Annotated in this window: 13 protein-coding genes and 1 other RNA gene; 6 read left to right on the forward strand and 8 right to left on the reverse strand. The window is 32.1% G+C overall.

All coding sequences use genetic code 11. From position 1 onward, the window contains the following. Positions 1–11: 11 nt before the first annotated feature. The gene (locus tag RMO53_RS12435; protein ID WP_310381282.1) at positions 12–815 is read right to left on the reverse strand and encodes an SDR family oxidoreductase; all 804 of its coding nucleotides are present in this window, start codon (positions 813–815) and stop codon (positions 12–14) included. 114 nt (positions 816–929) lie between these two features. Then, positions 930–1,027: signal recognition particle sRNA small type (gene ffs, locus RMO53_RS12440), an RNA gene on the reverse strand. Positions 1,028–1,114: 87 nt separating this feature from the next. On the opposite strand from ffs, the gene RMO53_RS12445 reads away from it, so the two are divergent. Both RMO53_RS12445 and hutI read left to right on the forward strand, forming a co-directional pair. Next, positions 1,115–2,188 carry a glutaminyl-peptide cyclotransferase gene (locus tag RMO53_RS12445; RefSeq protein ID WP_310381285.1) on the forward strand — a complete coding sequence of 358 codons (1,074 nt, stop codon included), beginning with the start codon at positions 1,115–1,117 and terminating at the stop codon, positions 2,186–2,188. A gap of 214 nt (positions 2,189–2,402) precedes the next feature. Beyond that, positions 2,403–3,644, forward strand: coding sequence for an imidazolonepropionase (gene hutI / locus RMO53_RS12450; RefSeq protein WP_310381292.1), 1,242 nt, complete (start codon positions 2,403–2,405; stop codon positions 3,642–3,644). 125 nt (positions 3,645–3,769) lie between these two features. Here hutI and RMO53_RS12455 read toward each other — a convergent pair whose 3' ends face one another. After that, a complete protein-coding gene (locus RMO53_RS12455) occupies positions 3,770–4,660 on the reverse strand; it encodes a hypothetical protein (protein WP_310381294.1) in 891 nt (296 codons plus the stop codon). 89 nt (positions 4,661–4,749) lie between these two features. Here RMO53_RS12455 and RMO53_RS12460 point away from each other — a divergent pair, with 89 nt between their 5' ends. Then, positions 4,750–5,793 carry a formimidoylglutamase gene (locus RMO53_RS12460; RefSeq protein ID WP_310381297.1) on the forward strand — a complete coding sequence of 348 codons (1,044 nt, stop codon included), beginning with the start codon at positions 4,750–4,752 and terminating at the stop codon, positions 5,791–5,793. Positions 5,794–5,909: 116 nt separating this feature from the next. Next, positions 5,910–7,163 carry a DEAD/DEAH box helicase gene (locus RMO53_RS12465; protein ID WP_310381299.1) on the forward strand — a complete coding sequence of 418 codons (1,254 nt, stop codon included), beginning with the start codon at positions 5,910–5,912 and terminating at the stop codon, positions 7,161–7,163. Here the strand turns inward: RMO53_RS12465 and RMO53_RS12470 are convergent. The 3 genes from RMO53_RS12470 to aroC all read right to left on the reverse strand — a co-directional run bounded on the left by RMO53_RS12470 (position 7,160) and on the right by aroC (position 11,894). Further along, positions 7,160–9,367: a response regulator gene (locus RMO53_RS12470; RefSeq protein WP_310381302.1), complete on the reverse strand. Its 2,208-nt coding sequence runs from the start codon at positions 9,365–9,367 to the stop codon at positions 7,160–7,162. The two genes, RMO53_RS12465 and RMO53_RS12470, sit on opposite strands and share 4 nt — an antisense overlap. Before the next feature lie 126 nt (positions 9,368–9,493). Further along, on the reverse strand, positions 9,494–10,765 hold the full coding sequence (locus tag RMO53_RS12475) for a cation:dicarboxylate symporter family transporter (RefSeq protein WP_310381303.1): 1,272 nt from the start codon (positions 10,763–10,765) through the stop codon (positions 9,494–9,496). 67 nt (positions 10,766–10,832) lie between these two features. Then, positions 10,833–11,894, reverse strand: coding sequence for a chorismate synthase (gene aroC, locus RMO53_RS12480; RefSeq protein ID WP_310381306.1), 1,062 nt, complete (start codon positions 11,892–11,894; stop codon positions 10,833–10,835). A gap of 146 nt (positions 11,895–12,040) precedes the next feature. Here aroC and RMO53_RS12485 point away from each other — a divergent pair, with 146 nt between their 5' ends. Both RMO53_RS12485 and RMO53_RS12490 read left to right on the forward strand, forming a co-directional pair. Next, positions 12,041–12,880, forward strand: a complete 840-nt coding sequence (locus tag RMO53_RS12485) for a UDP-2,3-diacylglucosamine diphosphatase (RefSeq protein WP_310381309.1) — start codon at positions 12,041–12,043, stop codon at positions 12,878–12,880. Between the two features lie 116 nt (positions 12,881–12,996). Continuing rightward, positions 12,997–13,473, forward strand: a complete 477-nt coding sequence (locus tag RMO53_RS12490; protein ID WP_310381312.1) for a hypothetical protein — start codon at positions 12,997–12,999, stop codon at positions 13,471–13,473. Between the two features lie 35 nt (positions 13,474–13,508). Here RMO53_RS12490 and bshA read toward each other — a convergent pair whose 3' ends face one another. Together bshA and RMO53_RS12500 are read right to left on the reverse strand one after the other, a co-directional pair. Then, positions 13,509–14,651, reverse strand: coding sequence for an N-acetyl-alpha-D-glucosaminyl L-malate synthase BshA (bshA, locus tag RMO53_RS12495; protein WP_310381315.1), 1,143 nt, complete (start codon positions 14,649–14,651; stop codon positions 13,509–13,511). Positions 14,652–14,829: 178 nt separating this feature from the next. After that, positions 14,830–15,432, reverse strand: a complete 603-nt coding sequence (locus RMO53_RS12500) for a phosphatase PAP2 family protein (protein WP_310381318.1) — start codon at positions 15,430–15,432, stop codon at positions 14,830–14,832. Positions 15,433–15,443: the final 11 nt, after the last annotated feature.

Consider the following 15,443-nt stretch of genomic DNA (forward strand, 5'->3'; position numbering starts at 1 on the left):
CCAGTGCAAAATTACAATTTATAATGATTCATTAGCATTTTTTCGTATACTTTATCAGGCAAAATACGTTTTAAAACAATAGAGAATTTCTGCATAAAAGCACCCACTTTATAATGAATTTTGGGGTTTGGATTTTGGATTATTTTATACACAGCTTCCGCCATTTCATTAGGATTACTGCCGCTATCCACGTGTTCGTCCATCAACTTGAGTGTATTACCATAAGGAACTTCATAAGCTGAATCCTTTATTAATGGTGCATGAAAACGTCCCGAAGCTATATTGGTGGCAAAATCTCCCGGCGCAACATTAGTAATATTAATTCCAAAAGATTTTACTTCCATTCTCAAGGCTTCGGTTATGAGTTCCAAAGCTCCTTTTGAAGCGGAGTAAACGCCACGATATGGCAAACCCATATATCCCGCAATCGAAGTTATATTTATAATCAAACCCGAATTTTGTTTTCGCATTTGTGGCAAAACTGCTCTCATTACTTCGATTGGTCCAAAAAAATTGGTTTCAAAATTATTCTTGATTTCTACCATTGGAATTTCTTCCAAAGGTCCGGTAATCCCAACACCAGCGTTGTTAATCACAATATCAAGTCCTCCTGAAATGGCAATGATTTTGGCTACAGCCAAATGTATTGATTCGATATTACGAACATCAAGAGTTACCAATGGAAAAATCGAGTTCAAAACGCGTTCAGGATTCCTGCTGGTTCCATAAACAACAAAGCCTTTCTGATGCAAAAATTCGCCAATAGATTTTCCTATTCCCGAAGAACCGCCTGTGATTAGAACTACTTTGCTCATTTTTCAATTTTAGATTTAGGTAAAAATAAAAAAATCTTCCCAATGGAAGACTACTTATTTGAATGAATTTGAAATAGAATCTGAAATATCCCGACGCTTCGGGACAGATTTAAAAAAAGGCAAGCGACCTACATCGCATCGCTCAACCACTTACCCTTGCTATGTTCCCATCCTGGGGGATTTTGCAGGAGCAGATCGTGTAGGACTTGCCAGTGCAAATATACAATCTTTTTGTATTTTTGCAAGAGCTTTGTAGCTATAAAATAACGTTGTATATTGTCCTATTAAATATTTAAATTATGAAAAATTATAACTTCCTATCTATCATTTTATTAGGAATAGTATTTATCAGTTGTGGTGATAAAAAAATTAACGATAATACACTATTTAACTTTGATGAATCAAAATTTAAAGCACAATATCAGTTTCAAGATGCAGTTGAATTAAGTGTTTTAAATCCAAATTCAAAAACAGTTGATAGTATTATTTACTTAGTCAACGACAAAAAAATTGGAACAATTAAAGGAACCGAAAAAATTAATTTTGAATTAAAAAACCAAAAATTAGGCTATCAAAACTTAAAAGCCATAGTCTATTATAATGGTGAAAATGCCCAAGCAACTGCAAGAATAGAATTAGTTTCAAGTGTAGTTCCAAAATTATTAAAATATAAAATTGTAAATACGTTTCCGCATGATACTAAAGCCTATACTCAAGGATTAGAATTTTACCGTGACACTCTTTATGAAGGAACTGGAAATGGCGAAGGACCATCGGGGAAAAGAGGGATTTCAAGTCTACGAAAAACGGATTATAAAACAGGAAATGTATATAAAAAAGTTGAATTAGCAGAGCAATTTTTTGGCGAAGGGATTACCATTCTTAATAATAAAGTTTATCAATTGACCTACAAAAACAATGAAGGTTATGTTTATAATGCAGATACTTTCAAAAAAGAAAAAACTTTTCAATATCCTAAACAAATGCAAGGCTGGGGATTAACGAGTGATGGAAAAGTTCTATATATGACCGATAGCTCTGAAACCATACACCTATTGGATCCTGAAACGTTTAAAGAATTAGACCATATAAATGTGTACTCTTTAATAAACAAAATAGAAGCAGTCAACGAATTAGAATGGATTGATGGAAAAATTTATGGAAATGTATATCTAAAAAATGCTATTGCCATCATTAATCCTAAAACTGGAGCTGTAGAGGGAATTATTAATCTTGCTGAATTAGAAAAGAAAATCACTAAACTAGAAGATACCAATGTCTTAAACGGAATTGCATACAATCCAAAAACAAAAACCATTTTTGTAACGGGTAAAAACTGGGATAAAATGTTCGAAATCAAAGTTTCGGAGTAATATAAAATAAACCACTATTGACTGAAGGTCAATAAGTTTTAATTTAGCAGTCTATAAGTCTGCAAAGTTGTAAGAGTAAAATAAATCAACCGCAGATTCGCAGATTAAAAATACAATCTGAATAAATAATCTGCAAATCTGCGGTAAAATTTTTTAGAACCTGAAAGGTAAATGTATTAAAGTAAAACATTTAAACTATAACTGCGACCAATAAATGAAAACACTCATCATCAACATCAAGGAATTACTTCAAGTTCGAGATGCCTCGATTTTGAAAGTTTCTGGTTCTGAAATGGCAGTTCTTCCCACCATCAAAAATGCTTATTTGATAATTGAAAATGATTTGATTGCCGATTTTGGCTCGATGGAAGATTTAGCAGAGGATTTAAATCCAGAAAAATGTATTGATGTTAAGGGCAAAATGATACTTCCTACTTGGTGTGACAGTCATTCTCATATTGTTTTTGCTGGAAATCGGGAACATGAATTCGTAGATAGAATTAATGGTTTGAGTTATGAAGAAATTGCCAATCGTGGTGGTGGTATTTTAAATTCGGTAAAAAAACTGAATGAATCCACAGAGGATGAAATCTATACTCAATCTAAACTCCGTCTCGAAGAAGTCATACAATTAGGAACTGGAGCAATCGAAATTAAATCAGGTTATGGATTAACTGTCGCTGGAGAATTAAAAATGCTTCGGGTGATTCAACGTTTGTCAAATGATTATCCTATAACGATAAAAGCTACTTTTCTGGGTGCTCACGCTTTACCAACAGAATTTAAAGACAATAGAAAAGGGTATATTGATTTAATAATTGATGAAATGCTTCCTGAAATTGCAAAAAACAAACTAGCACATTTTATCGATGTATTCTGCGAAACGGGTTATTTCACAGTCGCTGAAACCGAAGAAATTATAGAAGCTGGAATCCGTTTTGGCTTAAAGCCAAAAATTCACGTGAATCAATTCAACTCCATAGGCGGAATTCAGGCTGGAATAAAATACAATGCACTTTCTGTGGATCATCTTGAGGTAATGACATCCCAAGATATTAAAAGTTTGAAAAACACCGATACAATGCCTGTTGCTTTGCCTTCATGCTCCTATTTTTTGAGCATTCCATATACACCAGCAAGAGAAATGATTAGCGCAGGTTTACCAATAGCTCTTGCAACTGACTTTAATCCAGGTTCATCACCTTCTGGAAATATGAATTTTGTGGTGGCAACAGCTTGTATCAAAATGAAAATGACTCCAGAAGAAGCTATAAACGCAGCTACAATAAATGGAGCTTTTGCTATGGAAATTGCAAATACTCACGGCAGTATAACTATTGGTAAAAAAGCGAACCTAATTATTACAAAACCTATTTCTTCCTATTATCAATTACCGTATGCGTTTGGTAGCAATTTAATTGATACGGTTATGATTGAAGGTAAAATTATAGTGTAAAATAAATTTTAACCTAGATAAAAAAGAAACCACGAATAACACAAGTTTATACAAATTAAAAATTAGTGTAAATTAGTGTTATTCGTGGTAAAATAATTTATGCATTTTGGGACTAAGCCAAAATTTTATTTCAAAGTAAAACTTGTTTTAGAAACCAGTTCGTCCTTATCAAATACATTTACAAAATAAGTTCCTTTTTCAAAACTTTTACCCGGCAAATCTTCTGAAACATTTACTGTCTTATTTTCGTATTTAACATTAGAAGTAAAACTGTAAGTTAGCGATCTATCCCCAAAAGTTTCTGTTTTCTTGTCTCCAAGCACATTACTTTTACTATCAATTACTTGAACATAATACGTTTTATCTCCAGATTTTGCAATTTGATTTTCAGCAATCGTAAAACTAATTTTCAAAACATCAGCTCTACCAGCTTTGTCAGTTTCAATTTGTTTGCCTGAACTTCTTAATTTATAAGCCGAAGTTTTCATATTTAAAACTGTTAATTTCGAGCCTTTTTCGACAGTTTTTGTCAATTCTTCGTTTTGACCTACAAGAACTTCATTGAATTTTTTAGATTCTCCTAACACCACTACTGTACTATCTCGTTGAGTTGTTAAAGTAGTATTTTGCTTTTTTAAGCCTTCGTTTTCTGCTAATAACCCTTTCATGTCAGACTCTAGCTTGATGTATTGCGTTTTATATTTTGCCAGCGATGCGTTATCTCCTTTTGATTTTTTTAAATCACCCATTAACGCTACAACTTTGTCTCGCTCAATAATTAATTCTTCAGACATTGAAGTGTTTTCTGCAATTGCAGCATCATAAGTAGTTTTTAAACTTTCTAAGTCCTTCATAACCAATTCTTTTTCGGTTACAGTTTTTACTAATTCCGTTTTAACTTCCTTTGCGTCTGTCGTTAATTTATAAATATACACCAGACTTCCTACTAATAAAATTGCTAAAACCGCTATGATGGCTTTTAGGCTTGAACTAGAATTGTTTTGTTGTTCTTCCATTTTTTATATTTTTAATTACAAATTTAATAATTTATACTGCCTTTAAACGTAATTTAAACAAATATATTATATTTGGCTATTATATTTATATGGAAAACCTGATACCATTTACTGTCACTGATCTTTCAAAAATTACTAACCACAGAAGTGGTGAAATAAAATTTGGAGAAAAAATGTTGACTATGCCAATCGATGAAGATCCAATTTTGTTTTTAAACTCTTGTGATGCAAAGTATGTATTATTTGGAATCCCAGAAGACATAGGTGTTCGAGCAAATTATGGTCGTCCAGGAACTGCAACTGCATGGGAATGTGCTATAAAAAGTATTGCAAACATTCAACACAATCGATTTTGCAAAGGAAGTCAAATACTCGTTTTAGGACAATTAGATGTGATTCAGGATATGAAAAAAGTGGCACATTTAAATTTCAATAAGGTAGATGATCGAACTAAATTAAGTCAGCTTGTCGAAAAAATTGACAAAGAAGTTTCGCATATTATTTTTAATATAATTAAATCGGGTAAGATTCCAATTATTATTGGTGGTGGTCACAATAATGCGTACGGGAATATTAAAGGTACTGCACTTGCCAAAGGCAAATCTATTAATTCCATAAACTTTGATGCACATTCTGATTTTAGAATTCTAGAGGGAAGACATAGCGGTAATGGATTTTCGTACGTATATGAAGAAGGATTCTTAAAAAAGTATTTTATTTTTGGTTTACACGAAAATTATACATCAAAAAGTGTATTAGATATTCTTAAAAAAACTGACGATAGAGTGCGCTATAATACTTATGAAAGCATAAATATTAGAAAAGAAAAGGAGTTCAATCAAGAAATGACTTTGGCCTTGGAATTTATAGAAACCGATCCTTTTGGAATTGAAATTGATCTCGATGCGATACCTAATATTGCTAGTAGTGCAATGACACCAAGTGGTTTTTCAATAGAGCAACTTCGTTTATTTATAACTTTTTTTGCAAAAAACAAAAACGCCTCCTACATACATATTTGTGAAGGTGCACCAGAATTGTGTTACGATAAAAACAATCATCTTATAGGAAAACTTATAGGATATCTGGTAACTGATTTTATAAAAGCTAAAAATTGTATTGAACAATTGTAAATCTAAAATACTTTATTTAGAGGCTTAAATCAACTTCTTGAATTTCAGTCAAAAATAATAAGCATATCTTTACACAACTATCTTGTGAAAATTGGTAGATAATTAATACAAAAAATATGTTATTCGAAGATTTATCACTTTCAAAAAGTATTCAAAAAGCCGTATATGAACAAGGCTATACAACTCCAACACCCATTCAAGAACAATCAATTCCACTTGTTTTATCAGGACGGGATTTAATAGGTTGTGCACAAACTGGAACAGGAAAAACAGCTGCATTTGCTATACCAATTATACATCAATTGCACAGAATTGTTGGATCATCAAAAAAAGCAAAAGAAATTCGTGCGCTTATTGTAACTCCAACACGAGAATTGGCAGTACAAATTGGTCAAAGTTTTGACACTTACGGAAAATATACAAACCTAACTCAGCTTACCATTTTTGGTGGCGTATCACAAGTTCCACAAGTTGATACACTGCGCAAAGGTGTCGATATACTTGTTGCTACTCCGGGACGATTGCTAGATTTACACAAACAAGGATTTATTGATTTAGATCATTTACATACATTAGTTCTAGACGAAGCAGATCAAATGCTGGACATGGGATTTATTAATGATGTCAAAAAAATTGTAAAGCTTACGCCAAAAAACAGGCAGACATTATTATTCTCGGCTACAATGCCAATAGCAATCAGAGAATTGGCAGAAATGTTTTTGAAAGATCCTGCAAAAGTAGAAGTTTCGCCAGTTTCATCTACAGCAGAAAATGTAGAGCAAAGAATTTATTTTGTTGAAAAAACCGAAAAAAGAAATTTATTATATCATTTGATAAAAAATGAAAATTTATCAGATGTATTGGTTTTTTCTAGAACAAAACACGGTGCAGATAATGTAGTAAAAGCATTGAGGAAAAACAGCATCGCAGCCGAAGCCATTCATGGTGACAAATCACAAAATGCAAGACAACGCGTTTTAGATGCTTTCAAAAATAAGGAAATTGGAGTTCTTGTAGCCACAGATATAGCTGCTCGTGGTATAGATATCGACCAATTACCGTTTGTAATTAATTTTGATTTGCCTAACATTCCCGAAACTTATGTTCATAGAATAGGTAGAACTGGTCGTGCCGGAAACGAAGGTATCGCGATTTCTTTTTGTAGCAAAGACGAACATCAATATTGGAAAGACATTCAAAAACTAATAAAAGTGGATGTAAAAACAGTCAACGATCATCCTTATCCGTGGCACTCTGGAAGCCCAGAAACTGCACCTTCTGCATCACAAAAAAACTCTAATCGTAGTGGTGGCGCTCATAAATCTAGAAAATCTGAAGTTTCAAAACAAAATAAAAAACGCTGGTATTAAACTGTTTTATTAAATTTGCTAATCTGACTGTTGATAATTTGAAATAATTTTTGAGGTTCAAAAGGTTTGATTATTATATCATTCATTCCTGCCGAAATTGCTTCTTCTGTGATTTCGGTTTTTGAAAAAGCAGTTAATGCAATAATTGGTGTATTAATACCACTCCATCTTATTTTTCTAGTTGTTTCGAAACCATTCATAATAGGCATATTGATGTCCATTAAAATAGCATCAAAACTTTCTTTCTCTAGAATATTTAATGCCTGAAAACCATCATCAACGATGGTACATAGATAATTTGCTTTTTTAAGAATTTTCAATGTAACGAGTTGGTTAATTTTGTTGTCCTCAACAATTAAAATTTTAAATGACTGATTAGGAGATAAATCCACGACGATATTATTAATAATTTCAATTGTTTTGTCAGGATCAAAATCAAATGCGATGGTGAAAGAAAACGTTGTGCCCACTCCTATTTTACTATCAATTTCAATCTTACTTCCAAATAATTCTAGTAATTGTTTCACTATAGTTAATCCAAGTCCAGTTCCTTGATAATCTTCTTCATTTCTCCCTATTTGGATAAATTTATCAAATATTTTTGCTTGATCTTCTTCTGCAATTCCTACTCCATTATCTTTAATTTGAAAAGCAACATAATGTAATTTTCCTTCAATTTTAGATAAATTTGCTATAATACTTACCTCACCGTTTTTAGTGAATTTTAATGCATTACTAGTCAGGTTTATTATTATTTGAGACAGCCTTAATTTATCTCCAATTAAATATTCTGGTATTTTTTTATCGATATTTAAAATCAAATTATTTTTATTATTCTTCGCGATAAAGGATAATGAATTTTTGATCAAGTTTAATTCATCAGGAATATTAAAAGCCAATCTTTCGAACACAATTCTACTTTCTTCAATTTTATTTATCTGCAAAACATCATTTACAAGCGACAATAAGTATCGGGCCGAAAATTTTAGAGAATTTAAGTGTGGGCTATTCGCTAATTCTTTGTGTTCGTCTAATAACATATTTGTTATGCCAATAACTCCATATAAAGGAGTTCTTAACTCGTGACTTATAGTTGAGACAAATTGAGTTTTGAGTTTTGATGCTTCTTCGGCTTTTTCTTTTGCAATTAATAATTCTTCATTTGCAATAATGAGTTGATTATTAGCTTTCTTTTTAAAATTATAATTTTTGTAAGTTGAATACAGTAATAATAATAAAACCACGAAAGCAATAACAAGTAAAAGCACAATAATTTTAGATTTTTTTATAATTTGTGCTTGCAAGCTGTTCTCAATTTCTATTTTGTCTATCTCACGTTTATATTCGTCTAATTCCAGGTTGATACCTACCTTTTTAGCATTTTTGATTTTATTCGAATTATAAATTTTGTTTGTAATCTCATGAAAAAGTTCGCTATTAATATAGGCTTCTTCATAACGTTTATTTTTTAATAAAAATTTTGAATATTCTTGATGTGAAAAAGATAAGTCTGATTTTATTTTAAATTTATTTCCAAATAGTATTGCGTTTTTAAAATAGGACTCCGCTTTTTCATTTTCCTTTTTATAGCTATAATACATACCGCTGAGCATGTTTATGACTATAAGATTTGATGGTTCGCCGTATTTTAAATTGTTTTTAGTGATAAATTCTAAATAGGGAAAACCTTTGTCAAATTGTCCAATGTCAAAATAAACCCAGGCAACATTTATTTTCGTAAATAATATTTGAGAAATATCACCTATTTTTAAACTATAATCAATTGATTTTTTAAAGTAACTAATCCCAATTTTATTTTGTTTCTTTTCAAAACAATATAGATTACCTAAATTATTATTTAGTCTGAATTTTATGGTATCATTATCCGTTTTATCAGCGTAGAATATTCCTTTTTTATAGAATGATATTGCTTTGTCAAATTCTCCTAAATAATTATAATTTGCCCCAATTGTATTGTATGACCCAGCAATAAGACTGTTGTCATTCGTAATTGTGGCTTCACGCAGCACTTGTCTTGATAGAATTAAAGATTTTTCAAAATTAGAATCACGCATATACTGCGTTGCTTGTTTGGCTAATTTTGAAATATCTTTTTTAGTAGGTGTCTTAGTTTGAGCTAGACAATTACCACTAAAAATAATTAGCGAAAAAAGTAATGTGAAATTATATCTTATTTTGATCATAAAATATTCTAGTATATTCAAATATACAGTTTATTACTAAAGTTAACACGGTTTATTCAACGTTTTTAAAAACATTAAAACCTGTTCTATATCTAAAACAGGTTTTATTTATGATTTCTAAATTTATTAGGCAATACCATTTTCATTGCCATCTTCCCATTTTCCAACAACTGATGTTGCCAATGCATTTCCTAAAACATTTGTTGCACTGCGAAACATATCACAAAAGTGATCTATAGGAAGAATCAAAGCGATTCCTTCAATAGGAATGTCAAACATGCCACAAGTAGCAGCAACAACTACTAAACTTGCTCTTGGCACACCAGCAATTCCTTTACTGGTAAGCATCAACACGAATAACATTGTGAATTGTGTAGGGTAATCAAGATGAATTCCGTATGCTTGAGCAATAAAAATACTAGCAAATGTCATGTACATCATGCTTCCATCTAAATTGAATGAATAACCCAATGGTAACATAAACGAAACTATTTTGTCTTTTACTCCAAAACGTTCTAACTCCTCAGTAAGTTTAGGGAAAACGGCTTCGGAACTCGTTGTCCCAAAAGCAATAATTAACGGGCTAACTATATGCCTTAGTAATGATTTCATTTTTTTGTGAAGAAAAATATAACCAACAATTATAAGTACAATCCAAAGTGTTCCAATACCTACTAAAAAAGATCCAAAGAATTTAAAATAAGTCAATGCTAATTCTTGAAAATCCCTTACTGCAAAAACCCCTGCAATTGCGCCAAAAACACCTATTGGTGCAAACTTCATCACATAATTCACCATTTTTAGTACAATGTGGGATGTTTTATCTAAAGCACTAATTACCGGTTTTACATAATCTCCCAATGAAGCTGCAGCCAAACCAAAGAAAATGGAGAAAATTACTATTTGCAAAATTTCATTTGTAGCCATTGCTTCGACGATACTTTTAGGAACGATATGTTCTATGAAATTCTCGAAAGACAAACTCTGCGTTTTTGCAGTAACTTCAGATGCAGTAGTCATATCGATATTTGATAAATTAAGACCTACACCAGGTTCAAGTAGGTTTACATAAAACATACCTATTAACAATGATATAAATGAAGCTGTAAAAAACCAACCCAAAGCTTTCCCACCAATTCTTCCTACTGCATTTATGTCACCTAATTTTGCAATTCCTACAACGAGTGTTGTGAATACTAATGGTGAAATAATCATTTGAACTAATCGAATAAAAATAGTAGCCAGCATTTTTATTTTTTTGCTGAATTCTTGTGCTGACTCTGCTGAAATAGTATTGTGAATAATAATTCCTAAAACTGCTCCAAGAAGCATCGCTATTAGGATTTGTCCTGTTAGACTAGAAAAAAAAGAGGTTTTTTTGGTTGTTACGGTAGTCATTTATTTGGTTATTGGTTTTGGTTAAACTCACTATTTAGCTCGTCAAAATAGTAAGTATGCTTTTCAATTATAAATAGGTTTTATTTATCAAATAAAAATCTGCGAGAACAATTGCTGCCATGGCTTCAACAATAGGAACTGCACGTGGCACAACACAAGGATCATGACGTCCTTTTCCTGTCATTTCAGTGATATTTCCTTTATTGTCTAATGATTCTTGCTTTTGCATAATGGTAGCCACAGGTTTAAAAGCTACTCTAAAATAAATATCCATTCCGTTGCTAATTCCGCCTTGAATTCCTCCCGAAAGATTGGTTCTTGTGGTTCCATCTGAATTGTATAAATCGTTGTGTTCGCTTCCTTTCATTTTTGAGCCACAAAAACCGCTACCAAACTCAAACCCTTTTACCGCATTTATCGAAAGCATTGCTTTTCCTAATTCGGCATGCAATTTATCAAAAACAGGTTCGCCCAAACCTATAGGTACATTCTGAATGACACAAGTTACCGTTCCTCCTACTGTATCGCCTTGCTTACGAATTTCCCTGATATATTCTTCCATAATCACAGCCGAAGCTTCATCTGGACAGCGAACAGGATTGTTCTCGGTTTTCGAAAAGTCTAAATCTTGGTATGGTTTTTCTAGAAAAATTGGGCCAACAGAAGAAACGTACGCATTTATTTTTATCTCGGGCAATATTTGTTTTGCAATTGCTCCTGCCACAACTCTACTGGCAGTTTCACGAGCAGAACTTCGACCGCCACCGCGATAGTCACGGAAACCGTATTTTTTTTCGTAAACATAATCAGCATGACTTGGTCGATAATTGTCTTTTATATGCGAATAGTCGTCTGATTTTTGATTCGTATTGGGTATAATAAATCCTATGGATGTTCCAGTAGTTTTGCCTTCGAAAATTCCAGAAAGAAATTGCACATCATCTGGCTCTTTTCGTTGGGTTACTATAGCAGATTGACCTGGTTTTCTTCGAGACATTTCGAGTTGAATTGCTTCTAAATCTAATGTAATTCCTGATGGGCAACCATCTATTATTCCGCCTAAAGCTTCTCCATGAGATTCTCCAAAAGTTGTAATTCTAAAGAGTGTTCCGTAGCTATTTCCTGCCATTGTAGTTAGTTTTCAACAAATATAAGGTTTTAGTTTAAAGTTCAAAATTTTAAAAGCTTTAAAAATCGCAACTAATTTCTTAACATTGAATTTGGTTTTAATTAATAGTAGAGGCTTTATTTTGTGAAACTTCAAATTTATTAAAATTGAAAAAAAGAAAGGTTGAACTGGTCGTGATTTCGGATGTACATCTTGGAACTTATGGAAGTCATGCCAAAGAATTATACAATTATCTATCCTCTATAAAACCAAAGGTTTTAGTGCTCAATGGCGATATTATAGACATTTGGCAATTTAGAAAATCGTATTTCCCAAAGTCGCATTTGAAAGTAATTCAAAAAATTATTAGCTTTGTTTCTAAAGGGACAAAAGTATATTATGTTACAGGAAACCATGATGAAATGCTGCGCAAATTCAGCGAAATGAGCATGGGAAATTTTGCTCTTGTTGATAAACTAGTACTTACTTTAGACGATAAAAAGGCTTGGATTTTTCATGGTGATGTTTTCGATGCTTCTGTAAATCATGCAAAATGGATTGCAAAACTGGGTGGTTTGGGTTATGATTATCTTATTCTACTGAATCGTTTTGTAAATTGGTTTTTGACTAAAATTGGCAAAGAACCGTACTCATTTTCTAAAAAAATAAAAGCAAGTGTAAAAAAAGCAGTCAAACATATTTCTGATTTTGAATTGACGGCCACAGATTTAGCCATAGAAAACAATTATGATTATGTTATTTGTGGGCACATTCACGAGCCTAAAATAGTTCATACCGTAAATAAAAACGGAGAAACATTATATTTAAATTCAGGTGATTGGGTCGAAAATTTAACTGCTTTGGAATACAATAAAAAACGATGGAAATTATTTCATTATGCCGCAGCAAATTACGCTGAAGAAGAAAACCTCTTTGAAATGGAAGATATTTTGAGCAATCAACTAACGCCACACCTGCTTTTTTCAAAACAAAATATTTTAGATTAATCCCAGTAATCGAATATTTTAGGATAAAAAAAGAGCGAATTATGTAACTTTTTGTAATTATTATATAATTTTTTGGCACGTTTTTAGTTATATGTTTGTAAAAAAAAATAAAACTTATGAAAAAAATCATTTTATCGGCTATTTTGCTAACAGGATTAGCATTTACCACACAGGCACAAGACATTTCGAAAAATGCATTAGGATTACGATTAGGTGACAGTGACGGTTTTGGAGGAGAACTATCCTACCAACGTGGTTTGTCAGACAACAATCGATTAGAACTAGATTTAGGTTGGAGAAACAGCAAGAATACTGATGCTTTTAAACTTACTGGTATTTATCAATGGGTTTGGAATATTGACGGTGGATTCAATTGGTATGCTGGAGTTGGTGGTGGTATAGGAAGCTGGAGCAATAATGATCTCAATAATGATGGTACTTTTGTTTTTGCTGCCGGAGATGTTGGAATTGAGTACAATTTTAGTGAAGCTCCAATCATGCTTTCATTAGACGCAAGACCAGAGTTTGGGTTTAGCGATTATAACGATGATCTAGGATTTGACATTGCGTTAGGTATTCGCTACAAATTCTAATTTACAATCAATAATTTATAAAAATATCCCGTGTGTTAAACAGACGGGATATTTTTTTTTAGTGCAGTTTCATACAATTCTTCATAAAGAGGTAAAATATTTTTTATGTCAAATTGTTTTGCAACTGATAGTGCATTATCCTTAAATTGTTTTAAAATTGCTGTATTTTTTAATATTTTCAAAGCATTTTCAGCCATTTCAACTGTATTGCCCACCTCGCTTAAATATCCTGAAACTCCATCAAAATTAACTTCGGGTAAACCCCCAGAATTACTCGAAATCACGGGAACACTCCACGCCATAGCTTCGAGCGCTGCAAGTCCAAAACTTTCGGTTTCTGATGGTAACAAAAACAAATCGGTTAAACTCAATATTTTGTCAATCTCGTTGCTATTACCAAAAAAAATTACTTTGTCTTGAATCCCTAATTCTCTACACAAATATTCTGCTTTTTCTTTTTCGGGACCATCGCCTACCATCATTAATTTTGCGGGTATTTCCTTTTGGATATTATAAAATATTTTAATCACATCAGGAATTCGTTTTACTTTTCTAAAATTACTAATGTGTGTAATAATGCGTTCCTGTTCTGTTGCCATCACAGAGCGACGGCAAGGAATATTTATATCATTAATGTTTTTATCCAATTCAATAAAATTTGGAATAACTACAATTTCGTTTTTTATATTAAATAATTTAAGCGTTTCGTCTTTCAAACTTTGGGAAACCGAAGTCACATAATCAGATTTATTGATGCTAAATGTTACTGCCGGTTTATAAAACGGATGATTCCCCACCAAGGTAATATCTGTTCCGTGAAGTGTTGTAATCATTGGAATATTAATACCTTCGTCTTTGAGCATTTGTTGAGCCATATAACCAGCATATGCATGCGGAATGGCATAATGAACATGCATTAATTCAATTTTATAGAGTTTGACCATATCGACCAATTTGCTCGATAAAGCCAATTCATAGGGTTGAAAATGAAACAATGGATATTCTGGAACGTTGACTTCGTGATAATGGACATTAGGGTTCAAAAGAGCTAGTCTCACAGGTTGACTGTAGGTTATAAAATGAATTTCGTGACCACGACGCGCCAATTCAAGACCAAGTTCTGTTGCTACAACGCCACTTCCACCAAAGGTTGGATAACAAACAATTGCTATTTTCATGTATATAAATAAGGAAAACAAATTTACTCAAAAATGAGCAATCAAAAGTTAAGGAAAGTTTAAAAAAAACACGCTGGTTTTATTTTAGTATTTTATTTATCAATCCGAAGAAAAATAGTTACTGTTATTTTTTTTGCTGATTCATTTTTTAATGAAATGAATGCGGTTAAAACATATACTATAAATGCTCATTTTTAATTTTTTTGTTCATCCATTTATTGATTTTGTAGGTAAGATAAGCTGAACCACTCCCAACTAATGCTCCTGCTAAAACATCAGAAGGATAATGCACTCCTAAATGTATTCGAGAATAACCCACAGCTGTTGCCCAAACAAATGACGGAGCAATTACATACCATTTAGGATAAGCTATACTCAAAGAAGTTGCGGTTGCAAAAGTAATTGAGGTATGTCCCGAAGGCAAGGAATAACCACCACCAGAGGTCAATTTTTCGATTTCAGGATAAGTTTCAAATGGACGGTCTCTTTTTATAATTCGTTTTAATGCAAATGTTATTAAAACAGATGCAGCTACAGTTTCGCCAATGAATAGCGCTTCTTTTTTTAATTGAGGATCTTTATTTATAATTCCAATCGCAAAAAGTGTTAATGGTGTTCCAATGCTGATAACCGCATAACTATTAGTAATGTTTTTAAATGTTGGGTCTAAATTTTGATTTCGATTTAAATTTATCGAACGTAACGTATTTATATCAAAGTTTTGCGAAAACAAATTTGACACAAAAAACAATAAAAAATATAAAAGGAACTTTTTAATCATTAGCAATATTT

Source organism: Flavobacterium sp., assembly GCF_031409475.1.
Taxonomy (GTDB): domain Bacteria; phylum Bacteroidota; class Bacteroidia; order Flavobacteriales; family Flavobacteriaceae; genus Flavobacterium.

Coding starts and splice junctions, on each gene's coding strand:
- RMO53_RS12470 (WP_310381302.1), bottom strand. CDS start 9,367: ATGATCAAAATAAGATATAATTTCACATTACTTTTTTCGCTAATTATT.
- RMO53_RS12490 (WP_310381312.1), top strand. CDS start 12,997: ATGAAAAAAATCATTTTATCGGCTATTTTGCTAACAGGATTAGCATTT.
- RMO53_RS12445 (WP_310381285.1), top strand. CDS start 1,115: ATGAAAAATTATAACTTCCTATCTATCATTTTATTAGGAATAGTATTT.
- RMO53_RS12465 (WP_310381299.1), top strand. CDS start 5,910: ATGTTATTCGAAGATTTATCACTTTCAAAAAGTATTCAAAAAGCCGTA.
- RMO53_RS12455 (WP_310381294.1), bottom strand. CDS start 4,660: ATGGAAGAACAACAAAACAATTCTAGTTCAAGCCTAAAAGCCATCATA.
- RMO53_RS12475 (WP_310381303.1), bottom strand. CDS start 10,765: ATGACTACCGTAACAACCAAAAAAACCTCTTTTTTTTCTAGTCTAACA.
- RMO53_RS12500 (WP_310381318.1), bottom strand. CDS start 15,432: ATGATTAAAAAGTTCCTTTTATATTTTTTATTGTTTTTTGTGTCAAAT.
- bshA (WP_310381315.1), bottom strand. CDS start 14,651: ATGAAAATAGCAATTGTTTGTTATCCAACCTTTGGTGGAAGTGGCGTT.
- aroC (WP_310381306.1), bottom strand. CDS start 11,894: ATGGCAGGAAATAGCTACGGAACACTCTTTAGAATTACAACTTTTGGA.
- RMO53_RS12435 (WP_310381282.1), bottom strand. CDS start 815: ATGAGCAAAGTAGTTCTAATCACAGGCGGTTCTTCGGGAATAGGAAAA.
- hutI (WP_310381292.1), top strand. CDS start 2,403: ATGAAAACACTCATCATCAACATCAAGGAATTACTTCAAGTTCGAGAT.
- RMO53_RS12460 (WP_310381297.1), top strand. CDS start 4,750: ATGGAAAACCTGATACCATTTACTGTCACTGATCTTTCAAAAATTACT.